Origin of the sequence: Enterobacter sp. BNK-8, assembly GCF_048685095.1 — a bacterium.
GTDB lineage: Bacteria > Pseudomonadota > Gammaproteobacteria > Enterobacterales > Enterobacteriaceae > Enterobacter > Enterobacter quasiroggenkampii.
In genome coordinates, this window is record NZ_JBLQTN010000001.1 from 3,163,395 (window position 1) to 3,179,027 (window position 15,633).

Sequence of the window (15,633 nt, forward strand, 5' to 3'; positions counted from 1 at the left end):
CTCAGGTGACCTACACAACGGCGATCATGAGGCTCAACTGGACAGTAAGATGTTTTTGTCCAGTTGTACCTGCCTGTGGCATTTATCTCAGTAATACCTGAATCAGCTGAACAAAGATATACACTGTCGCTGCCACTTGTATAGTCCGGAACCCCCATCTGAGATAGCGCCATTCATGGCGTTCTCTGGCATCAGCTGCTTCAATAGCGGGGTCAGAACATTTTCTTTTCCTGGCCCTGAATTCATCGATTACCCACAGGATGAGAATAAAGGTAATGATGGTTTTCTGAAGGATGGATTATCCACAAAGAGTGACTCCGCCCTGCCCGCTGATACAAGCAGAATAGATGAACCACCTTCACGTAGCCACCACTCACCACTAAATGTAGGGGTGATATTCGTTTTCGTTCTGGTGGATTTTGCAGTGATTCTGTCCATGGCAGTTTGCTCCCCTGCTATCTGACCAGCGGACATTGCTAACAGCATTCTGAGCGAATCAACAGGGTGCAGGTCAATGCTTGTCTGTCTGAACCTGAACGAAGGGGCGCGCGTATAGATGACAGTTTATGACACTTCATCCTAACTGCTGTTAAAATAACATTTCTACTCATTATGAGATGCTATGTGCCGCCTAACACTGATAAGGAGTTCAGATGTCTATCTGGCAGCCAAAGAGCCGCGAAAATAGCCTTAAATTGCTACTCAGAGATATTCCTGATTGTAATTGGGTGCCTTGTGTCAAGAGGGCTGTAGGTGGTTTAACCGAAGTCGCTTTTTCACGCAATTATAACCACTTGCTCCTGATCATTTCCTCTTCCGGAAGAGGGGTGCTTGATTGCCTGAGTGGAGAGATTATTGCCAGAGATTATGAAGAATATGGTAACTGGTACGACTCAATTGGCCTTGCATGTACAGGTATAGGACCGCTGAGCGGTGAAACTCTTTCCATCGCCGGTCTGTGTGGCGGTGGTTTACCAATGTATAACCGGTATGGAGAAGCACTCGAGCGAGTATCGCCAGAGTGGCCTCTGGAAATGTTAATCTGGTGCCCGCCGGGCAAGAGTGCATTAATCGCATCCCATAAAGAAGGGTGTCTCAGACTTGCGAATGATTACTTTCACTGTGTTGGTTTCTCATGGGATGGTGAGTTAATTATATCGGCAACAAGCAGTGACATCACTGTCTGGAAAAGACAGGGCTAATTAATATGACTGCTACGTGGTGTTAAAAATGAAGGAAATTGACGATGAGTTTGTAGAATATGATTTGGACTGGTTTTTATCCAGCCAGGGAGGGTACCTCACGCATTTTACAACGCTTCTGGCCCATAATGCGGCTTTTGTTCCATGGATCTATTGTCATGTTCAATCTCCATTGGGTTAGTAGATGTGATTATGGTTGTCCTATATGAGCCAGGAGTGGAAGTGAGCTTTATGATTAACTCGACCATTTTAGGACAATTTTCTAAAAACGAATGTTCTGTTTTGATGGGGTATTTACCCTTCGTTTGAGCGGAGTATACCTATCACCGAAGCCAGAAACTTGACTATGACTCACCATAAACGGGAGTATTAACTGCCCCCGTAAGATGCTAAGCTTTTACAGTTTGTTCTCCCCGTATTATCGCGGCTGCTGACCCGATTAATCTGAGAGAGTAAAACAATGGAAACAAAACGTACTCGAGATTGGCGCAATGCACAGAAGCGACGTAACAAGTCTCGTGATATCCGCAAGACCTTATTAAAATTCCGTGGCGAAAAAAACTGGAAGATGCTTTACACGCGGTCGGATAAATTGTTGCGTGCCGCACAACTGGGGCTTGAGTATCCACGTATTACTAACCAACAGCTTGCCTTGAGAGGTCTGGAAGAGTACCTCTATTCGGATGAACGTACTTTTTATATGCAGTCGTAATCAATGGCGAAGCCCCACGGCGGAACAGGTGTTCCGCCGTTATCCATCCCTTGCCGTACTTTCCGCTGGGACTAGCCGGAATGCAAAAAAAAGAGTCTCTGCCGAATTGCTTCAATGGGCTGATGTTGTCTGTGTGATGGAGCAGAAGCACAAAAATCGCTTAGTGGCCCAATATGGCAGGATCATCGCATTCAAGCCTCTGCATGTGCTCGATATCTCTGACGATTATCTTTTTATGGATCCTGAGTTGATAGCAATATTCAAAGATATCGTACCGGAAAAATTGGGACTAACCGATCAAGAAACAGAGAGCCAATAAGAGTTTTATCTTTCTGTTATTTATTTCTACACATCCTTCTTCGACAATGTCCGCTTCTGGCACGGAGCGGACACTGGGTTTACCCTTTCGGTAAAACTTAACTGGAGGATTTCGATACGACTCCAGACCCGCTAAACAACATGCGGATACCGAGGCCTATCATGACAACACCTGTAAATCGTTCCTGCCATTTGATAAAGCCAGGGTGTTTACTTAGCCAGTTTCCAAATGTCCCTGATGCCATCGCGACTGACCCCAGGGAAATAATTCCTGCCAGCTTCTGGATACTACCCAGAACAAGCAATTGCAGCCAGACAGGACCCGCGGCAGGATCGACAAACTGAGGAAGAAAAGCAAACATGAACAGCAGGGATTTTGGGTTAGTCAGGCTGTTCAGGGCGCCTTCCTTAACGGCACTCCAGTCAGAAATTTTGGCCGTTTTTCGCAGCCGCGTATCTGTGCCTGAAGTCGCAATCATTTTTATGCCCAGCCACATCAGATAAGCCGCACCAGCCCACCTTAACAGATCTAGTGCAACCGGCCAGGCATGAACAACGGCTACCAGCCCCAGGACAAGAAAAGAAACTTGCACAAAACCCGCTACAAATACATTACCCAGTACCGTAAACAGTGCAATACGTCTTCCCTGACCGACGCCTCTGGCGATAGTTAGCATCATGTCTGGCCCCGGAGAAATCTCCAGAAGCGTCAGCGCGAGAAGAAAAGTGATAAACGTTTCGATGGAAGGCATCTTGGTTGAGTCCGGATAAATATTTCTGCTACGTTACCTCAGTCCGATTCGAGCCGAAAGTGGAATATACTGCAGCGTCTGCTGCAGGCACAGAGCAGACAGAGCAGATACAGAAGCATGATGTCCACTGTGAGCGAGATGCGAACGCTGACCTTTCAGCTTTGTACGATTTACGCTCTGGCCTGATCTGACATGTATCATTGATACAGGAACTCATTAGCATGATCGGAGATTGCATATGCTGATATATAACGTTTTTGGACGGCATATTGGCGTTCAACGTAAGCATGATCGATGGCTGGTATTTCGTGCTGACCTGACGGAGAGAAAGTTTTCTCGACTCTATGACATCGCTATTCCTGACGATATGACTGAAGGCGAGATTGCCGGCTGGCTGGGTGACATTTTCCATGAAGCCGCAACCGATCGTCATCCAAATGTGGAACGCATCGAATAAGGATTTAATGGATAGCCTTACGTTGCGCCCGCTCCTGGCACTCACCTGACATGGTATTGCCAGCCATGGCCCAAAAAAAGCCCGCAATCCGCGGGCTTAGAGATAATTTAGAACCTGTTAGTACCAGACGTATCCGGTTGGGAAATCATTCCCACTCAATCGTAGCCGGTGGCTTACCGCTGATGTCATACACCACGCGGGAAATGCCGTTCACTTCGTTGATGATGCGGTTAGACACGCGGCCTAAGAAATCATACGGCAGGTGCGCCCAGTGCGCGGTCATGAAGTCGATGGTTTCCACCGCACGCAGGGAAACAACCCAGTCGTACTTACGGCCATCGCCCATTACGCCGACGGAGCGAACCGGCAGGAACACGGTGAACGCCTGGCTTACCTTGTTGTACAGGTCAGCTTTGTGCAGCTCTTCGATGAAGATCGCGTCCGCACGACGCAGCAGGTCGCAGTACTCTTTCTTCACTTCGCCCAGCACGCGCACGCCCAGACCCGGACCCGGGAACGGGTGACGGTAGAGCATGTCGTACGGCAGACCCAGTTCCAGACCGATCTTACGCACTTCGTCTTTGAACAGTTCGCGCAGCGGTTCAACCAGACCCATCTTCATCTCTTTCGGCAGGCCGCCCACGTTGTGGTGAGATTTGATGACGTGCGCTTTGCCTGTGGCGGATGCCGCAGACTCGATCACATCAGGATAGATGGTGCCCTGCGCCAGCCATTTGACGTCGTCCAGCTTCAGCGCTTCTTCGTCGAACACTTCCACGAACACGCGACCGATGATCTTACGTTTTGCTTCCGGATCGTTCTCGCCTTTCAGCGCGTCCAGGAAGCGCTGCTCGCCTTCCACGTGAACGATGTTCAGACCGAAGTGGTCGCCGAACATGTCCATAACCTGCTGGGCTTCGTTCAGGCGCAGCAGGCCGTTGTCCACGAAGACGCAGGTCAGGTTTTTGCCGATAGCGCGGTGCAGCAGCATCGCGGTCACGGAGGAGTCCACGCCGCCGGAGAGGCCGAGGATCACTTTGTCATCGCCAACCTGCTGGCGGATACGCTCAACGGCGTCGTCGATGATTTTTGCCGGGGTCCATAGGGCTTCACACTGGCAGATGTCGCGCACGAAGCGCTCCAGCATGCGCATACCCTGACGGGTGTGGGTCACTTCCGGGTGGAACTGCACGCCGTAGAAGCGTTTTTCTTCGTTCGCCATGATGGCAAACGGGCAGCTTTCGGTGCTGGCAACGGTCACGAAGTCAGACGGGATAGCGGTGACTTTGTCGCCGTGGCTCATCCACACGTCCAGCAGCGGTTTGCCATCTGCGGTCAGGGAGTCTTCGATACCGCGCACCAGCGCGCTGTCGTTAACCACTTCAACCTGCGCATAGCCGAACTCGCGCTCGCTGGAGCCTTCTACGTGGCCGCCCAGCTGCATTGCCATGGTCTGCATACCGTAGCAAACGCCGAATACCGGCACGCCAGCTTCGAATACGTACTGCGGCGCGCGCGGGCTGTTTTCTTCGGTGGTGCTTTCCGGGCCGCCGGACAGGATGATGCCGCTTGGATTGAATTCGCGAATCTGTGCTTCCGTGACATCCCACGCCCACAGTTCACAGTAAACGCCCAGTTCACGTACGCGACGCGCCACCAGCTGAGTGTACTGAGAACCAAAGTCCAGGATGAGAATGCGATGTTTATGAATGTTTTCCGTCATTGACGCTAATTCCGAGGCAAGTGAAACAAAAACAGAGCGCCCGGCAGGAGCCGGGCGCGGAAACTTATCAGGAGCCCAGACGGTAGTTCGGGGACTCTTTGGTGATCGTCACGTCGTGAACGTGGCTCTCCTGGATACCCGCACCGCTGATGCGTACGAATTCCGCTTTAGTACGCAGCAGATCAATGGTACCACAGCCGGTCAGACCCATACAGGAGCGCAGGCCGCCCATCTGCTGGTGGATGATCTCTTTCAGACGGCCTTTATAGGCAACGCGACCTTCGATACCTTCCGGCACCAGTTTGTCTGCAGCGTTATCGGTCTGGAAGTAACGGTCGGAGGAACCTTTGGACATCGCGCCCAGGGAGCCCATGCCGCGGTAGGATTTGTAAGAACGGCCCTGGTAGAGTTCGATTTCACCCGGGGATTCTTCGGTACCGGCCAGCATGGAGCCTACCATCACGGCAGCGGCGCCAGCGGCGATGGCTTTGGCGATGTCGCCAGAGAAGCGGATACCGCCATCAGCGATAACCGGAATACCGGTTCCTTCCAGCGCTTCAACCGCATCAGACACCGCGGTGATCTGTGGAACGCCCACGCCGGTCACGATACGCGTGGTACAGATAGAGCCAGGACCGATACCCACTTTCACCGCGCTGCAGCCAGCGTCAGCCAGCGCGCGAGCGCCTGCGCCAGTGGCCACGTTACCGCCGATGATCTGCAGGTCAGGGTATTTGGCACGGGTGTCGCGAATACGCTGCAGCACGCCTTCGGAGTGGCCGTGAGAGGAGTCAATCAGCAGGACGTCAACGCCCGCAGCAACCAGCGCGTCAACGCGCTCTTCGTTACCAGCACCTGCGCCTACCGCAGCGCCAACGCGCAGACGGCCATGCTCGTCTTTACAGGCGTTAGGCTTACGTTCTGCTTTCTGGAAATCTTTAACGGTGATCATGCCGCGCAGGTGGAAGTTGCTGTCAACAACCAGCGCTTTTTCAACGCGTTTTTCGTGCATTTTTGCCAGCACTACGTCGCGGGTTTCACCTTCGCGAACGGTGACCAGACGCTCTTTTGGCGTCATGTAGACGCTGACAGGCTGGTTCAGGTCAGTCACGAAACGCACGTCACGACCAGTAATAATACCGACCAGCTCGTTCTCTTCGGTCACCACCGGGTAACCGGCGAAGCCGTTACGCTCGGTCAGGGCTTTCACTTCGTGCAGGGTGGTGGTTGGCAGAACGGTCTGTGGATCGGACACGATACCGGATTCATGTTTCTTCACGCGGCGAACTTCTTCCGCCTGACGTTCGATAGACATGTTTTTGTGAATAAAGCCAATGCCACCTTCCTGTGCCAGGGCAATAGCCAGGCGCGCTTCAGTCACGGTGTCCATTGCCGCAGAGAGCATAGGAATGTTCAGGCGAATGGTTTTCGTCAACTGCGTGCTGAGATCGGCAGTATTCGGCAGAACAGTGGAGTGAGCGGGAACGAGGAGGACGTCGTCAAACGTCAGTGCTTCTTTAGCGATACGTAGCATGGGCAATATCTCTGACCTGGGTGGTTAAATATTGCCGTGGCATTATACAGAGCGTAACCGATTGCATCTACACTTTTTTATAAAAAAGCTTGCGATTGCCTCTCAGCAGGTTACTATCGACTGAATAACTTGCTGATTTAGAATTTGATCCCGCTCACATGTTATCCTCTCAATCCCCCTCAATTTATACCGTCAGCCGCCTGAATCAGACGGTGCGTTTGCTGCTTGAGCAGGAAATGGGGCAGGTCTGGATCAGCGGTGAAATCTCTAACTTCACGCAGCCCTCCTCCGGCCACTGGTACTTTACGCTAAAAGACGATAGCGCCCAGGTGCGCTGCGCAATGTTCCGTAACAGTAATCGTCGCGTGACGTTCCGTCCTCAGCACGGCCAGCAGGTTCTGGTGCGCGCCAATATCACCCTGTATGAGCCGCGCGGTGATTATCAAATTATCGTCGAGAGCATGCAGCCTGCGGGCGAAGGCCTGCTGCAGCAAAAGTACGAACAGTTAAAGGCTAAGCTCTCGGAAGAGGGACTTTTCGACCAGCAGTTCAAAAAGCCGCTGCCCTCGCCTGCCCACTGCGTGGGTGTCATCACCTCGAAAACCGGTGCGGCACTGCACGATATTTTGCACGTCCTGAAACGTCGCGATCCTTCCCTGCCCGTCATCATCTACCCGACCGCCGTGCAGGGTGACGATGCGCCGGGGCAGATTGTGCGCGCCATTGAGCTTGCGAACGCGCGTCAGGAGTGCGACGTCTTAATCGTCGGACGCGGCGGCGGCTCGCTGGAAGATCTGTGGAGCTTTAACGACGAGCGCGTGGCGCGGGCAATCTTTGCAAGTCAGATCCCCGTGGTGAGCGCCGTCGGCCACGAAACGGACGTGACGATCGCCGATTTTGTCGCGGATCTCCGCGCGCCGACGCCGTCCGCGGCGGCAGAGGTGGTCAGCCGCAACCAGCTGGAGCTGCTGCGTCAGATCCAGAGCGGCCAGCAGCGTCTTGAGATGGCGATGGACTACTACCTCGCCAACCGGACCCGGCGCTTTACCCAGCTTCATCACCGTCTCCAGCAGCAACATCCGCAGCTGCGTCTGGCGCGTCAGCAAACCGTGCTGGAGCGTCTGCGCCAGCGCATGAACGTGGCGATGGACACGCAGATCAAGCGCGCGGTGTCGCGCCAGCAGCGCGTGACGCAGCGTCTGAACCAGCAGAACCCGCAGCCGAAAATTTATCGCGCGCAAACGCGGATTCAACAGCTGGAGTACCGTCTGGCGGAAACTCTCCGCGCGCGACTGAGCACCACCCGCGAACGCTTTGGCAATGCGGTGACCCACCTTGAAGCGGTCAGCCCCCTCTCAACGCTGGCGCGCGGCTATAGCGTGACGACGGCGACGGACGGCAAGGTGCTCAAGCAAACCAAACAGGTGAATACCGGCGATGTGCTGACGACGCGTCTGTCAGACGGCTGGGTAGAAAGCGAAGTGAAATCAATTAAACCGGTGAAAAAGACGCGTCAGCGTAAAACCGGATAATTCTTCGCCGGTTACTTACTATACTGCTGCTATTCCCTTTTTTAATAAGGAGAGCAGCATGTCCCATCTTTATAGCGTGATCCCCCCGTATATTCTTCGTCGTATTATCGAAAGCGGTTCCGAACCGCAGCAGCGCTGTGCCCGCCAGACCTTAACCCACGTCCAGACGCTGATGGCCCACATGCCGGGCAAACCCGCCGCGCCGCACGTGAATAAAGCCGGACAGCTGGAGCGGGATATCTACGACGCGAAGCAAACTCAGGAGCTACCGGGTACGCAGGTGCGTTATGAAGGTCAGCCGTCGAACGGCGATGTGGCGGTAGACGAAGCCTACGAGTATTTGGGTATTACCCATGATTTCTTCTGGAAAGAATATCAGCGCGATTCGCTCGATAACAAAGGGCTTATTTTAACCGGTACCGTTCACTATGGCCGGGAATATCAGAACGCCTTCTGGAACGGTCAGCAGATGGTATTTGGCGACGGCGACGGGGAAATATTTAACCGCTTTACCATCGCCATAGACGTCGTGGCGCATGAGTTGAGCCACGGCGTGACCGAGACCGAAGCCGGGCTTATCTACTTTGAGCAGTCCGGCGCGCTGAACGAATCGCTGTCAGACGTGTTTGGCTCACTGGTGAAGCAGTACCATCTGAAGCAAACCGCCGATAAAGCGGACTGGCTGATTGGTGAGGGATTACTGGCGAAAGGCATCAACGGCAAAGGGCTGCGCTCGATGTCTGAACCGGGCACCGCCTACAACGATCCGCTGCTCGGCAAAGACCCGCAGCCTGCACACATGAAGGATTTCATCAAAACGCGTGAGGATAACGGCGGCGTGCATCTGAACTCCGGCATCCCCAACCGGGCATTTTATCTGGCCGCGACAGCGATCGGCGGCTACGCCTGGGAAAAAGCGGGTTATGCCTGGTACGACACGGTTTGCGATCGCAATCTGGCGCAGGATGCGGATTTTGAGGCCTTCGCAAAACTGACGATCGCGCACGGAGAGAAACGCTCCGGCGGCGACGTTGGGGCGGCCATTAAACAAGCCTGGGAACAGGTGGGAGTGTTGTAAATGCAGGTTCCGGAACTGACGGATGACGCCGTGGTTGAGCTGGCCCGGGAAGGCGGCGTCGCCTATATTCCCAAGCTGAGCGGCCAGCGCACCATCGCGCTCTCCTCGCTCAATGAGGCCCAGCGCCAGCGCCTGGTAAGCATCCTGGAGCAGGCCTTTCCGCGCGGCCAGCCGCCGGGACAGGCCTCGTCCCCCGGCAGCGGCGACCAGCGCTATTTCCGCATCCAGATTATCTGGACCGGGCAAAATCAGGCGCACTACGCCGATATCATCGTGCTGGTACCGGAGCAGGAAGCGCCCGAGTCGCTGGTCGAGCTGTGGAAGAAAGGCGAAGGCTGCGTGTGCGATTAACCTTCGGCCCGAACAAACTCCACGCGTTTTTTAGAGATAAGACCGTGGCCGTTCTGGCAGAAGTAGTCCACCGCCCCGCAGGCTTTTAAGACCTGGAGTGGCTGATGGCACTCCGGGCAGCGGGCTTCAAGCGCAATATCCTTATTACAGCTCTCGCAGTGTGCCACCCCGTTCAGGGGCTCAAGCGGTGCCTGGCAATTCGGGCAGGTAATCGTCATGGTGACTCCTTAAAGCATTCTGGTCTGCAATAATTTTACCACGTTGCGTTCAGTGCGGGCCACGCAGCTGTTGCTGCAAGGTCAGCAGCAGCTCAACTTCCTCGATTCGGCGACGCGTTGTGCGGCTCACCTCGTGCGGATCCCGTTCAAACAAGCTGTTGGTGCCCAGAATGTGCCCGGCAAGACAGTGCTCGTAGATTGTCCCGGGATATGCCAGCGCTGAATGTTCTGACCATCAATCAGCTCCAGCACATCCTCCGCACCGCGCCGGTCGTAGCTAATGATGCGCCCGTCGCGCAACCAGATCCGTAAGCCTTTTTGCCCGCCAGCGGGTCCCGCATATTTATTAAGCCAGATATCCACCGGCACGCCGCTGATGCGGCCCTGCAGATGCGCCTCGCCCTCCGCCGTGGTCAGGTCGCCTTTGGCAATAGCGCGGCCCAGGTGGTCTTTAGCCGTCACTACCTGCAACGTCATCTCATCATTCCCGCCCAGATAACGCAGCGTTTCGCGCAGCATCGCCAGCACGTGCGTGCCGATATCCAGAATCACGCCGTCCGGGTGGCGAAGCGTACGGGTGTCCGGTTCGCCGGTAGCAAAGTTAAGCGCGATGGGCTCCCCTGCAGCGTTAAATCCGCTCGGCTCCTGCAAAAAGCCGTCGATTTTGACGATGTCAGAGACAGTGCCCACCAGCGACCGCTTCACCGTTTCGAGGCGCGCCATCCAGTGATCGAGCGCCAGCACGCGGGGTGCAACGTCGGGGTTTGCCAGCAGCGCGTTGAGCTTTTCGATTTGAGCAAGCGTGGCAACGATCGGTTTTTCAACCACGATGCGGGAAACCGATGAGGCGAGAGCGTGTTCAAGCACCTCAAGATGGTGCAGCGACGCCGTGGTAATAAACAGGGTATCAAGCGGCCGGGAGAGGAGTTCAGCCAGTGTGGCACAACGTGTTACCCCCTCCGGCTGTTTTACGGGCTGGATATCAAAGCCTAAACAGTGCGGGGGATTATCAAAGCATTTTCGTATTGCGGGCAGGTAAGCTGTTTCAACGACTGCGCCAAGACCAACAAACCCTAACAGCATGTTCTTACCTCGTTGAGTAAATTGCCGGGGCATAACGCCGCCCCGGCAAGCCCGAGGTTTATGAGGCGTTAGCTGCCGGTTTAGTCTGCGCATTTTCCAGCATGCGGCGAACCGGAACAATGAGGACGATCAGTACCGCGGCACAAATCAGCAGCGCGACGGAGCAGCGCGCAAAGAGATCCGGCAGCATATCCAGCTGGTCGGCCTTCACATGGCCGCCAATCAGACCCGCCGCCAGGTTACCCAGCGCGCTGGCACAGAACCACAGCCCCATCATCTGACCGCGCATTCTCTCCGGCGCCAGCAGCGTCATGGTCGCCAGGCCAATCGGGCTCAGACACAGTTCGCCGAGCGTCAGCATCAGGATGCTGCCTACCAGCCAAAACGGCGATACGCCCGCCCCACCGCTGCTCAGCACGTTCTGTGCCGCCAGCATCATCAGGCCAAAGCCCGCTGCGGCACACAAAATACCGATAACAAACTTGGTGATGCTGCTCGGGCGAATGTTCATGCTCGCCAGCTTCGGCCACGCCCAGCTGAATACCGGTGCCAGCAGGATGATGAACAGGGCGTTGATTGACTGGAACCACACCGCCGGGATTTCGAAATCGCCGATCATGCGGTTAGTGTAGTCGTTGGCAAACAGGTTGAACGAGGTTGGCTTCTGTTCAAACGCGGACCAGAAGAACGCCGCGGAGATCAGCAGAATAAAGCAGACCAGCAGTCTGGCGCGCTCTTTACGGTTCAGGCCCGCAAAGACAAACAGATAGATAAAGTAGAGGGCCACGGACGCCGCAATCACGTAGACCAGCACGCTGGCTACCGCGACCGGGTTAATCACAATCACGCCCTGCGCAATCAGCGTCACGAGCGTTGCCACGCCTGCCGCCAGCGCCAGCAGCCAAACGCCCACGCCGTTACGCTTCACCACCGGGCTGTTCCAGGTGGAGTCGAGGCCGACTTCGCCGTCATAGCGTTTCATGGCCGGAACGGCAAACACGCGGAAGATAATCAGCGCCACCAGCATCCCGATACCGCCAATACCAAAGCCCCAGTGCCAGCCGTGGGTTTTAATCAGCCAGCCGGAAATCAGCGGCGCGATGAACGAGCCCATGTTGATACCCATATAGAACAGCGAGAAACCGCCGTCGCGACGCGCGTCGCCTTTTTTATACAGGGTACCGACCATGACTGAAATACAGGTCTTGAACAGCCCGGAGCCGAGCACGATGAACATCAGGCCGATAAAGAACAGGTTGTTGCCCATCACCGCCGAGAGCGCAATCGACAGGTGACCGAGCGCAATCAGGATCGAACCGTACCAGACGGCTCTCTGCTGACCGAGCCAGTTATCCGCCAGCCAGCCGCCCGGCAGCGCAGCCAGGTACATGGTACCGGCAAAGATACCGACAATCGCCGAGGCGTTTTCACGCGCCAGACCCATCCCGCCGTCATAGACGGTGGCGGCCATAAACAGGATCAGTAACGGACGAATGCCGTAAAACGAGAAACGCTCCCACATCTCGGTGAAGAACAGGGAACCGAGCGGATAAGGATGGCCGAAGAACGTTCGGCTTTCTTTTTGATTAACAGAGGATTGCATAATTCTCCCGAAAGGTATGTCGTCGTGCTTGTAAACACCAGCAGGTACGCCGGCCAGTTACGTATCTGGCCGATTTTTTACATGCGGCGAAAAGTTAGTTAACCATTTGATAACCAGGCGCTAGTTTTGTCTAGTACCGGACCCTGGACTTTAAGATGAAAATTCGACGATTGTCTACTTTCTTAGATTTAAACATGGTTAAAAGTGAATAGTGATTGACTTCACACAGGGAAAACCGGCGGTATGATTGGGCAAAAAAAAGCCCGCGATCATCGTGGGCTTTCGTGAGAGCAGTAAAGCTTATTTGCTTTTCTTAATGTGCTTAATCAGGCGCTTACGCTTACGCATCTGGTTTGGCGTCAGGGTGTTGCGCTTGTTGGCGAACGGGTTTTCCCCTTCCTTGAACTGGATACGGATAGGCGTACCCATTACGTCCAGCGATTTACGGAAGTAGTTCATCAGGTAGCGCTTGTAGGAATCCGGCAGGTCTTTCACCTGGTTGCCGTGAATCACCACGATTGGTGGGTTATAACCACCGGCGTGGGCGTATTTCAGCTTCACGCGACGACCGCGCACCAGCGGCGGCTGATGGTCTTCAGCAGCCATATTCATGATACGGGTCAGCATGGCGGTGCTCTGACGACGGGTGGAGCTGTCGTAAGCTTCGCGCACGGATTCGAACAGGTTACCCACGCCGCTGCCGTGCAGCGCAGAGATGAAGTGTACGCGAGCAAAGTCGATAAAGCCCAGACGGAAGTCGAGGGTCTCTTTCACCTGCTCACGAACCTCGTTGCTCAGGCCATCCCATTTGTTGACCACGATAACCAGTGAGCGCCCACTATTGAGGATAAAGCCGAGCAGAGAGAGGTCCTGATCGGAGATCCCTTCGCGTGCGTCGATAACCAGCAGCACGACGTTGGCATCTTCGATCGCCTGCAGGGTTTTGATAACGGAGAATTTTTCCACAACATCGGTGATTTTCCCGCGCTTACGCACCCCGGCAGTGTCGATGAGGACATACTCACGCTCATCGCGCTGCATCGGGATGTAGATACTGTCGCGGGTGGTGCCCGGCATGTCGTAAACGACCACGCGCTCTTCACCCAGAATACGGTTAGTAAGTGTAGACTTACCTACGTTTGGACGGCCCACGATAGCCAGCTTGATCGGCAGATCCTGCGGGTTGAAGTCGTCTTCAGGTTCTTCTTCTTCGCCCTCTTCTCCGTCTTCAAACTGCGCCCAGTATTCAGCGTCTTCGTCCACCTCTTCCGGCGGGTTCACTTCGTCAACCCACGGCAGCAGAACGGTTTCCAGCAGGCTGGTGACGCCACGGCCATGCGATGCCGCGATAGGATAGATGTCGCCCAGGCCCAGAGACCAGAAATCCGCGATGGCCTGATCGGCATCGATGCCGTCGGTTTTGTTCGCCACCAGGAAGGTTGGCTTTTCGCGTGAACGCAGATGTTTAGCGATAGCGGAGTCCGCTGGCATCAGGCCAGCGCGTGCATCCACCATAAACAGCACCACGTCCGCTTCTTCAATCGCCAGCAGCGACTGTTCCGCCATGCGGGTTTCCACACCGTCTTCTGTGCCGTCAATACCACCGGTATCAATACAGATGAACTCGCGTCCTTCCACCTCTGCACGACCGTACTTACGGTCACGCGTCAGCCCCGGGAAATCCGCAACCAGCGCATCACGGGTGCGTGTTAAACGGTTAAAAAGAGTGGATTTTCCAACGTTAGGGCGCCCGACAAGCGCGACCACAGGTACCATGTTTGAAGCCTCATAAAATTCAAAATAACGTCGCTTTCGCGGCGTTTTTAAAAATGTCAAAACGGCTCCTGAGTGAACAGGAGCCGTTTAGTATACTACAACCGCCGGGTAATTAACGCGTGATCGCGTACAGCGTGCCGTCTTTTGCCTGAATCAGCAGTTTGCCGTCGGCCACAACCGGGTCGGTCAGGAAACCGGAGCTGTCGACTTTTTGCTGCGCAACAAAGCGGCCGTTATCCGGATCGATCCAGTGCATATACCCTTCGCTGTCGCCCACAACCAGGCTACCGTTGTACAGCGCTGGCGCAGTCAGCAGACGGTGCAGCAGGTCGCTTTGCGTCCACAGCGTCACGCCGCCTTCGGTACTCAGGGCCAGCAGACGGTCGTTCTGGTCAACCATATAGATGCGGTTACCCTCAACGATGAAATCATTTACCGAGCCCAGCTCACGTTTCCACATGATCTGGCCGCTGCGCAGATCCAGCGCGGTCAGGTTGCCGTTGTAGGCCAGCGCGTAAACCACACCGTTAACGATAACCGGTGTTGTGTCCACGTCGCTCAGACGGTCAATTTCCGTTGAGCCAGTGGCCTGAGAGATACGCTGCTGCCAGATCATCTGGCCCTGCTGCATCAGCACGGCGCTCACGCGACCGTTGTCACCGCCCACAATGGCAGCACCAAATGCGGTAGCCGGGGCAGATTCGCCACGCAGAGAGAGCGCAGGCATATCCAGGTTAACGGTCCATTTCACCAGGCCGTCCGCTTCGTTCAGCGCCTGCAGCTGGCCGTTGCTGGTATGAATCAGCACCAGGCCGTCGCTCACTACCGGACGCGACAGGGATTCACCCGCCACGGTTGTTTGCCAGGCAATGGAGCCGTCGCTGCTGTTCAGGGCATAAACCTGCGCTTTTTCGCTGCCCACGTAGACGTGACCACCGGCAACGGTCAGGCCGCCAGACAGCAGTGCAGGCTTACGGGAGAACCAGCCGTCTTTTTCCGCCAGGTTAACGGACCACACTTCTTTTCCGTCATCCGCGTTCACCGCTTTCACGGTACCTTTGCGGTCAGCCGCATAGACAACGCTGTCTGCATACGCTGGATGAAGGTTGGAATAGAAATCACCAATCCCATTGCCCACGGAGACATCCCACGCGGTGGATGGGGTAAACTGGTTTTCAACCGTCGGCAGTGGGGACATTTTCACAACGTCTTCTTCGCCACTGAACAGTGAACAACCACTCAATAACGTAACAGAAAGCAGTCCTGGCAGAAGTAATTTACGCAATTGCATCGG

The 15,633-nt window shown here is 55.0% G+C and carries 15 protein-coding genes and 1 pseudogene; 7 read left to right on the forward strand and 9 right to left on the reverse strand.

Translation table 11 applies throughout. The annotated features are described in order from the left end of the window. Positions 1–82 precede the first annotated feature (82 nt). Positions 83–295, reverse strand: a complete 213-nt coding sequence (locus ACMGGU_RS15250) for a hypothetical protein (protein WP_072001482.1) — start codon at positions 293–295, stop codon at positions 83–85. A gap of 358 nt (positions 296–653) precedes the next feature. Here ACMGGU_RS15250 and ACMGGU_RS15255 point away from each other — a divergent pair, with 358 nt between their 5' ends. The 3 genes from ACMGGU_RS15255 (at position 654) to ACMGGU_RS15265 (ending at position 2,233) form a co-directional block, all read left to right on the forward strand. Continuing rightward, a complete protein-coding gene (locus ACMGGU_RS15255; protein ID WP_072001477.1) occupies positions 654–1,202 on the forward strand; it encodes a hypothetical protein in 549 nt (182 codons plus the stop codon). Between the two features lie 460 nt (positions 1,203–1,662). Further along, positions 1,663–1,914, forward strand: a complete 252-nt coding sequence (locus ACMGGU_RS15260) for a hypothetical protein (RefSeq protein WP_023292816.1) — start codon at positions 1,663–1,665, stop codon at positions 1,912–1,914. Continuing rightward, positions 1,886–2,233 (forward strand): low molecular weight protein tyrosine phosphatase family protein, encoded by a 348-nt coding sequence (locus tag ACMGGU_RS15265; protein ID WP_032651266.1) that lies wholly within the window; start codon positions 1,886–1,888, stop codon positions 2,231–2,233. The genes ACMGGU_RS15260 and ACMGGU_RS15265 overlap by 29 nt, the downstream gene beginning before the upstream one ends. 97 nt (positions 2,234–2,330) lie before the next feature. On the opposite strand, the gene ACMGGU_RS15270 is transcribed toward ACMGGU_RS15265, so the two are convergent. Further along, the gene (locus ACMGGU_RS15270) at positions 2,331–2,984 is read right to left on the reverse strand and encodes a LysE family translocator (RefSeq protein ID WP_032675326.1); all 654 of its coding nucleotides are present in this window, start codon (positions 2,982–2,984) and stop codon (positions 2,331–2,333) included. Positions 2,985–3,222: 238 nt separating this feature from the next. Here ACMGGU_RS15270 and ACMGGU_RS15275 point away from each other — a divergent pair, with 238 nt between their 5' ends. Then, the gene (locus ACMGGU_RS15275; protein WP_032648750.1) at positions 3,223–3,441 is read left to right on the forward strand and encodes a DUF7661 family protein; all 219 of its coding nucleotides are present in this window, start codon (positions 3,223–3,225) and stop codon (positions 3,439–3,441) included. Positions 3,442–3,586: 145 nt separating this feature from the next. On the opposite strand, the gene guaA is transcribed toward ACMGGU_RS15275, so the two are convergent. Together guaA and guaB are read right to left on the reverse strand one after the other, a co-directional pair. Next, complete coding sequence (gene guaA / locus ACMGGU_RS15280) at positions 3,587–5,164, reverse strand: glutamine-hydrolyzing GMP synthase (protein WP_008502126.1); 1,578 nt, start codon at positions 5,162–5,164, stop codon at positions 3,587–3,589. Between the two features lie 67 nt (positions 5,165–5,231). Next, a complete protein-coding gene (gene guaB, locus ACMGGU_RS15285; protein ID WP_008502128.1) occupies positions 5,232–6,698 on the reverse strand; it encodes an IMP dehydrogenase in 1,467 nt (488 codons plus the stop codon). A 158-nt stretch (positions 6,699–6,856) separates the two neighbouring features. Between guaB and xseA the strand changes: the two genes are divergently transcribed. From xseA to ACMGGU_RS15300, 3 genes are read left to right on the forward strand one after another with little or no spacing between them, the layout of a single operon-like run. Beyond that, positions 6,857–8,230, forward strand: coding sequence for an exodeoxyribonuclease VII large subunit (gene xseA, locus ACMGGU_RS15290; protein WP_420300704.1), 1,374 nt, complete (start codon positions 6,857–6,859; stop codon positions 8,228–8,230). Between the two features lie 58 nt (positions 8,231–8,288). Beyond that, positions 8,289–9,308 (forward strand): M4 family metallopeptidase, encoded by a 1,020-nt coding sequence (locus ACMGGU_RS15295; protein WP_048226222.1) that lies wholly within the window; start codon positions 8,289–8,291, stop codon positions 9,306–9,308. Beyond that, positions 9,309–9,659, forward strand: coding sequence for a protealysin inhibitor emfourin (locus tag ACMGGU_RS15300; RefSeq protein WP_021241848.1), 351 nt, complete (start codon positions 9,309–9,311; stop codon positions 9,657–9,659). On the opposite strand, the gene ACMGGU_RS15305 is transcribed toward ACMGGU_RS15300, so the two are convergent. The 5 genes and pseudogenes from ACMGGU_RS15305 to bamB all read right to left on the reverse strand — a co-directional run bounded on the left by ACMGGU_RS15305 (position 9,656) and on the right by bamB (position 15,630). Beyond that, positions 9,656–9,877, reverse strand: a complete 222-nt coding sequence (locus ACMGGU_RS15305) for a zinc ribbon domain-containing protein (RefSeq protein ID WP_063622259.1) — start codon at positions 9,875–9,877, stop codon at positions 9,656–9,658. The two genes, ACMGGU_RS15300 and ACMGGU_RS15305, sit on opposite strands and share 4 nt — an antisense overlap. Positions 9,878–9,926: 49 nt before the next feature. Continuing rightward, positions 9,927–10,960 (reverse strand): annotated as a pseudogene (locus ACMGGU_RS15310) (Gfo/Idh/MocA family oxidoreductase). Between the two features lie 58 nt (positions 10,961–11,018). Then, complete coding sequence (locus tag ACMGGU_RS15315) at positions 11,019–12,563, reverse strand: peptide MFS transporter (protein WP_111967887.1); 1,545 nt, start codon at positions 12,561–12,563, stop codon at positions 11,019–11,021. 300 nt (positions 12,564–12,863) lie between these two features. Further along, positions 12,864–14,339, reverse strand: a complete 1,476-nt coding sequence (gene der, locus ACMGGU_RS15320; protein ID WP_061714918.1) for a ribosome biogenesis GTPase Der — start codon at positions 14,337–14,339, stop codon at positions 12,864–12,866. A gap of 112 nt (positions 14,340–14,451) precedes the next feature. After that, on the reverse strand, positions 14,452–15,630 hold the full coding sequence (gene bamB / locus ACMGGU_RS15325; protein ID WP_008502135.1) for an outer membrane protein assembly factor BamB: 1,179 nt from the start codon (positions 15,628–15,630) through the stop codon (positions 14,452–14,454). Positions 15,631–15,633: the final 3 nt, after the last annotated feature.

Bases quoted from the DNA above. Each gene is read 5' to 3' on its own strand.
- ACMGGU_RS15255 (WP_072001477.1), top strand. From the start codon at position 654: ATGTCTATCTGGCAGCCAAAGAGCCGCGAAAATAGCCTTAAATTGCTA.
- guaB (WP_008502128.1), bottom strand. From the start codon at position 6,698: ATGCTACGTATCGCTAAAGAAGCACTGACGTTTGACGACGTCCTCCTC.
- ACMGGU_RS15270 (WP_032675326.1), bottom strand. From the start codon at position 2,984: ATGCCTTCCATCGAAACGTTTATCACTTTTCTTCTCGCGCTGACGCTT.
- ACMGGU_RS15295 (WP_048226222.1), top strand. From the start codon at position 8,289: ATGTCCCATCTTTATAGCGTGATCCCCCCGTATATTCTTCGTCGTATT.
- xseA (WP_420300704.1), top strand. From the start codon at position 6,857: ATGTTATCCTCTCAATCCCCCTCAATTTATACCGTCAGCCGCCTGAAT.
- ACMGGU_RS15275 (WP_032648750.1), top strand. From the start codon at position 3,223: ATGCTGATATATAACGTTTTTGGACGGCATATTGGCGTTCAACGTAAG.
- bamB (WP_008502135.1), bottom strand. From the start codon at position 15,630: ATGCAATTGCGTAAATTACTTCTGCCAGGACTGCTTTCTGTTACGTTA.
- der (WP_061714918.1), bottom strand. From the start codon at position 14,339: ATGGTACCTGTGGTCGCGCTTGTCGGGCGCCCTAACGTTGGAAAATCC.
- ACMGGU_RS15265 (WP_032651266.1), top strand. From the start codon at position 1,886: ATGAACGTACTTTTTATATGCAGTCGTAATCAATGGCGAAGCCCCACG.
- ACMGGU_RS15305 (WP_063622259.1), bottom strand. From the start codon at position 9,877: ATGACGATTACCTGCCCGAATTGCCAGGCACCGCTTGAGCCCCTGAAC.
- guaA (WP_008502126.1), bottom strand. From the start codon at position 5,164: ATGACGGAAAACATTCATAAACATCGCATTCTCATCCTGGACTTTGGT.
- ACMGGU_RS15300 (WP_021241848.1), top strand. From the start codon at position 9,309: ATGCAGGTTCCGGAACTGACGGATGACGCCGTGGTTGAGCTGGCCCGG.
- ACMGGU_RS15315 (WP_111967887.1), bottom strand. From the start codon at position 12,563: ATGCAATCCTCTGTTAATCAAAAAGAAAGCCGAACGTTCTTCGGCCAT.
- ACMGGU_RS15260 (WP_023292816.1), top strand. From the start codon at position 1,663: ATGGAAACAAAACGTACTCGAGATTGGCGCAATGCACAGAAGCGACGT.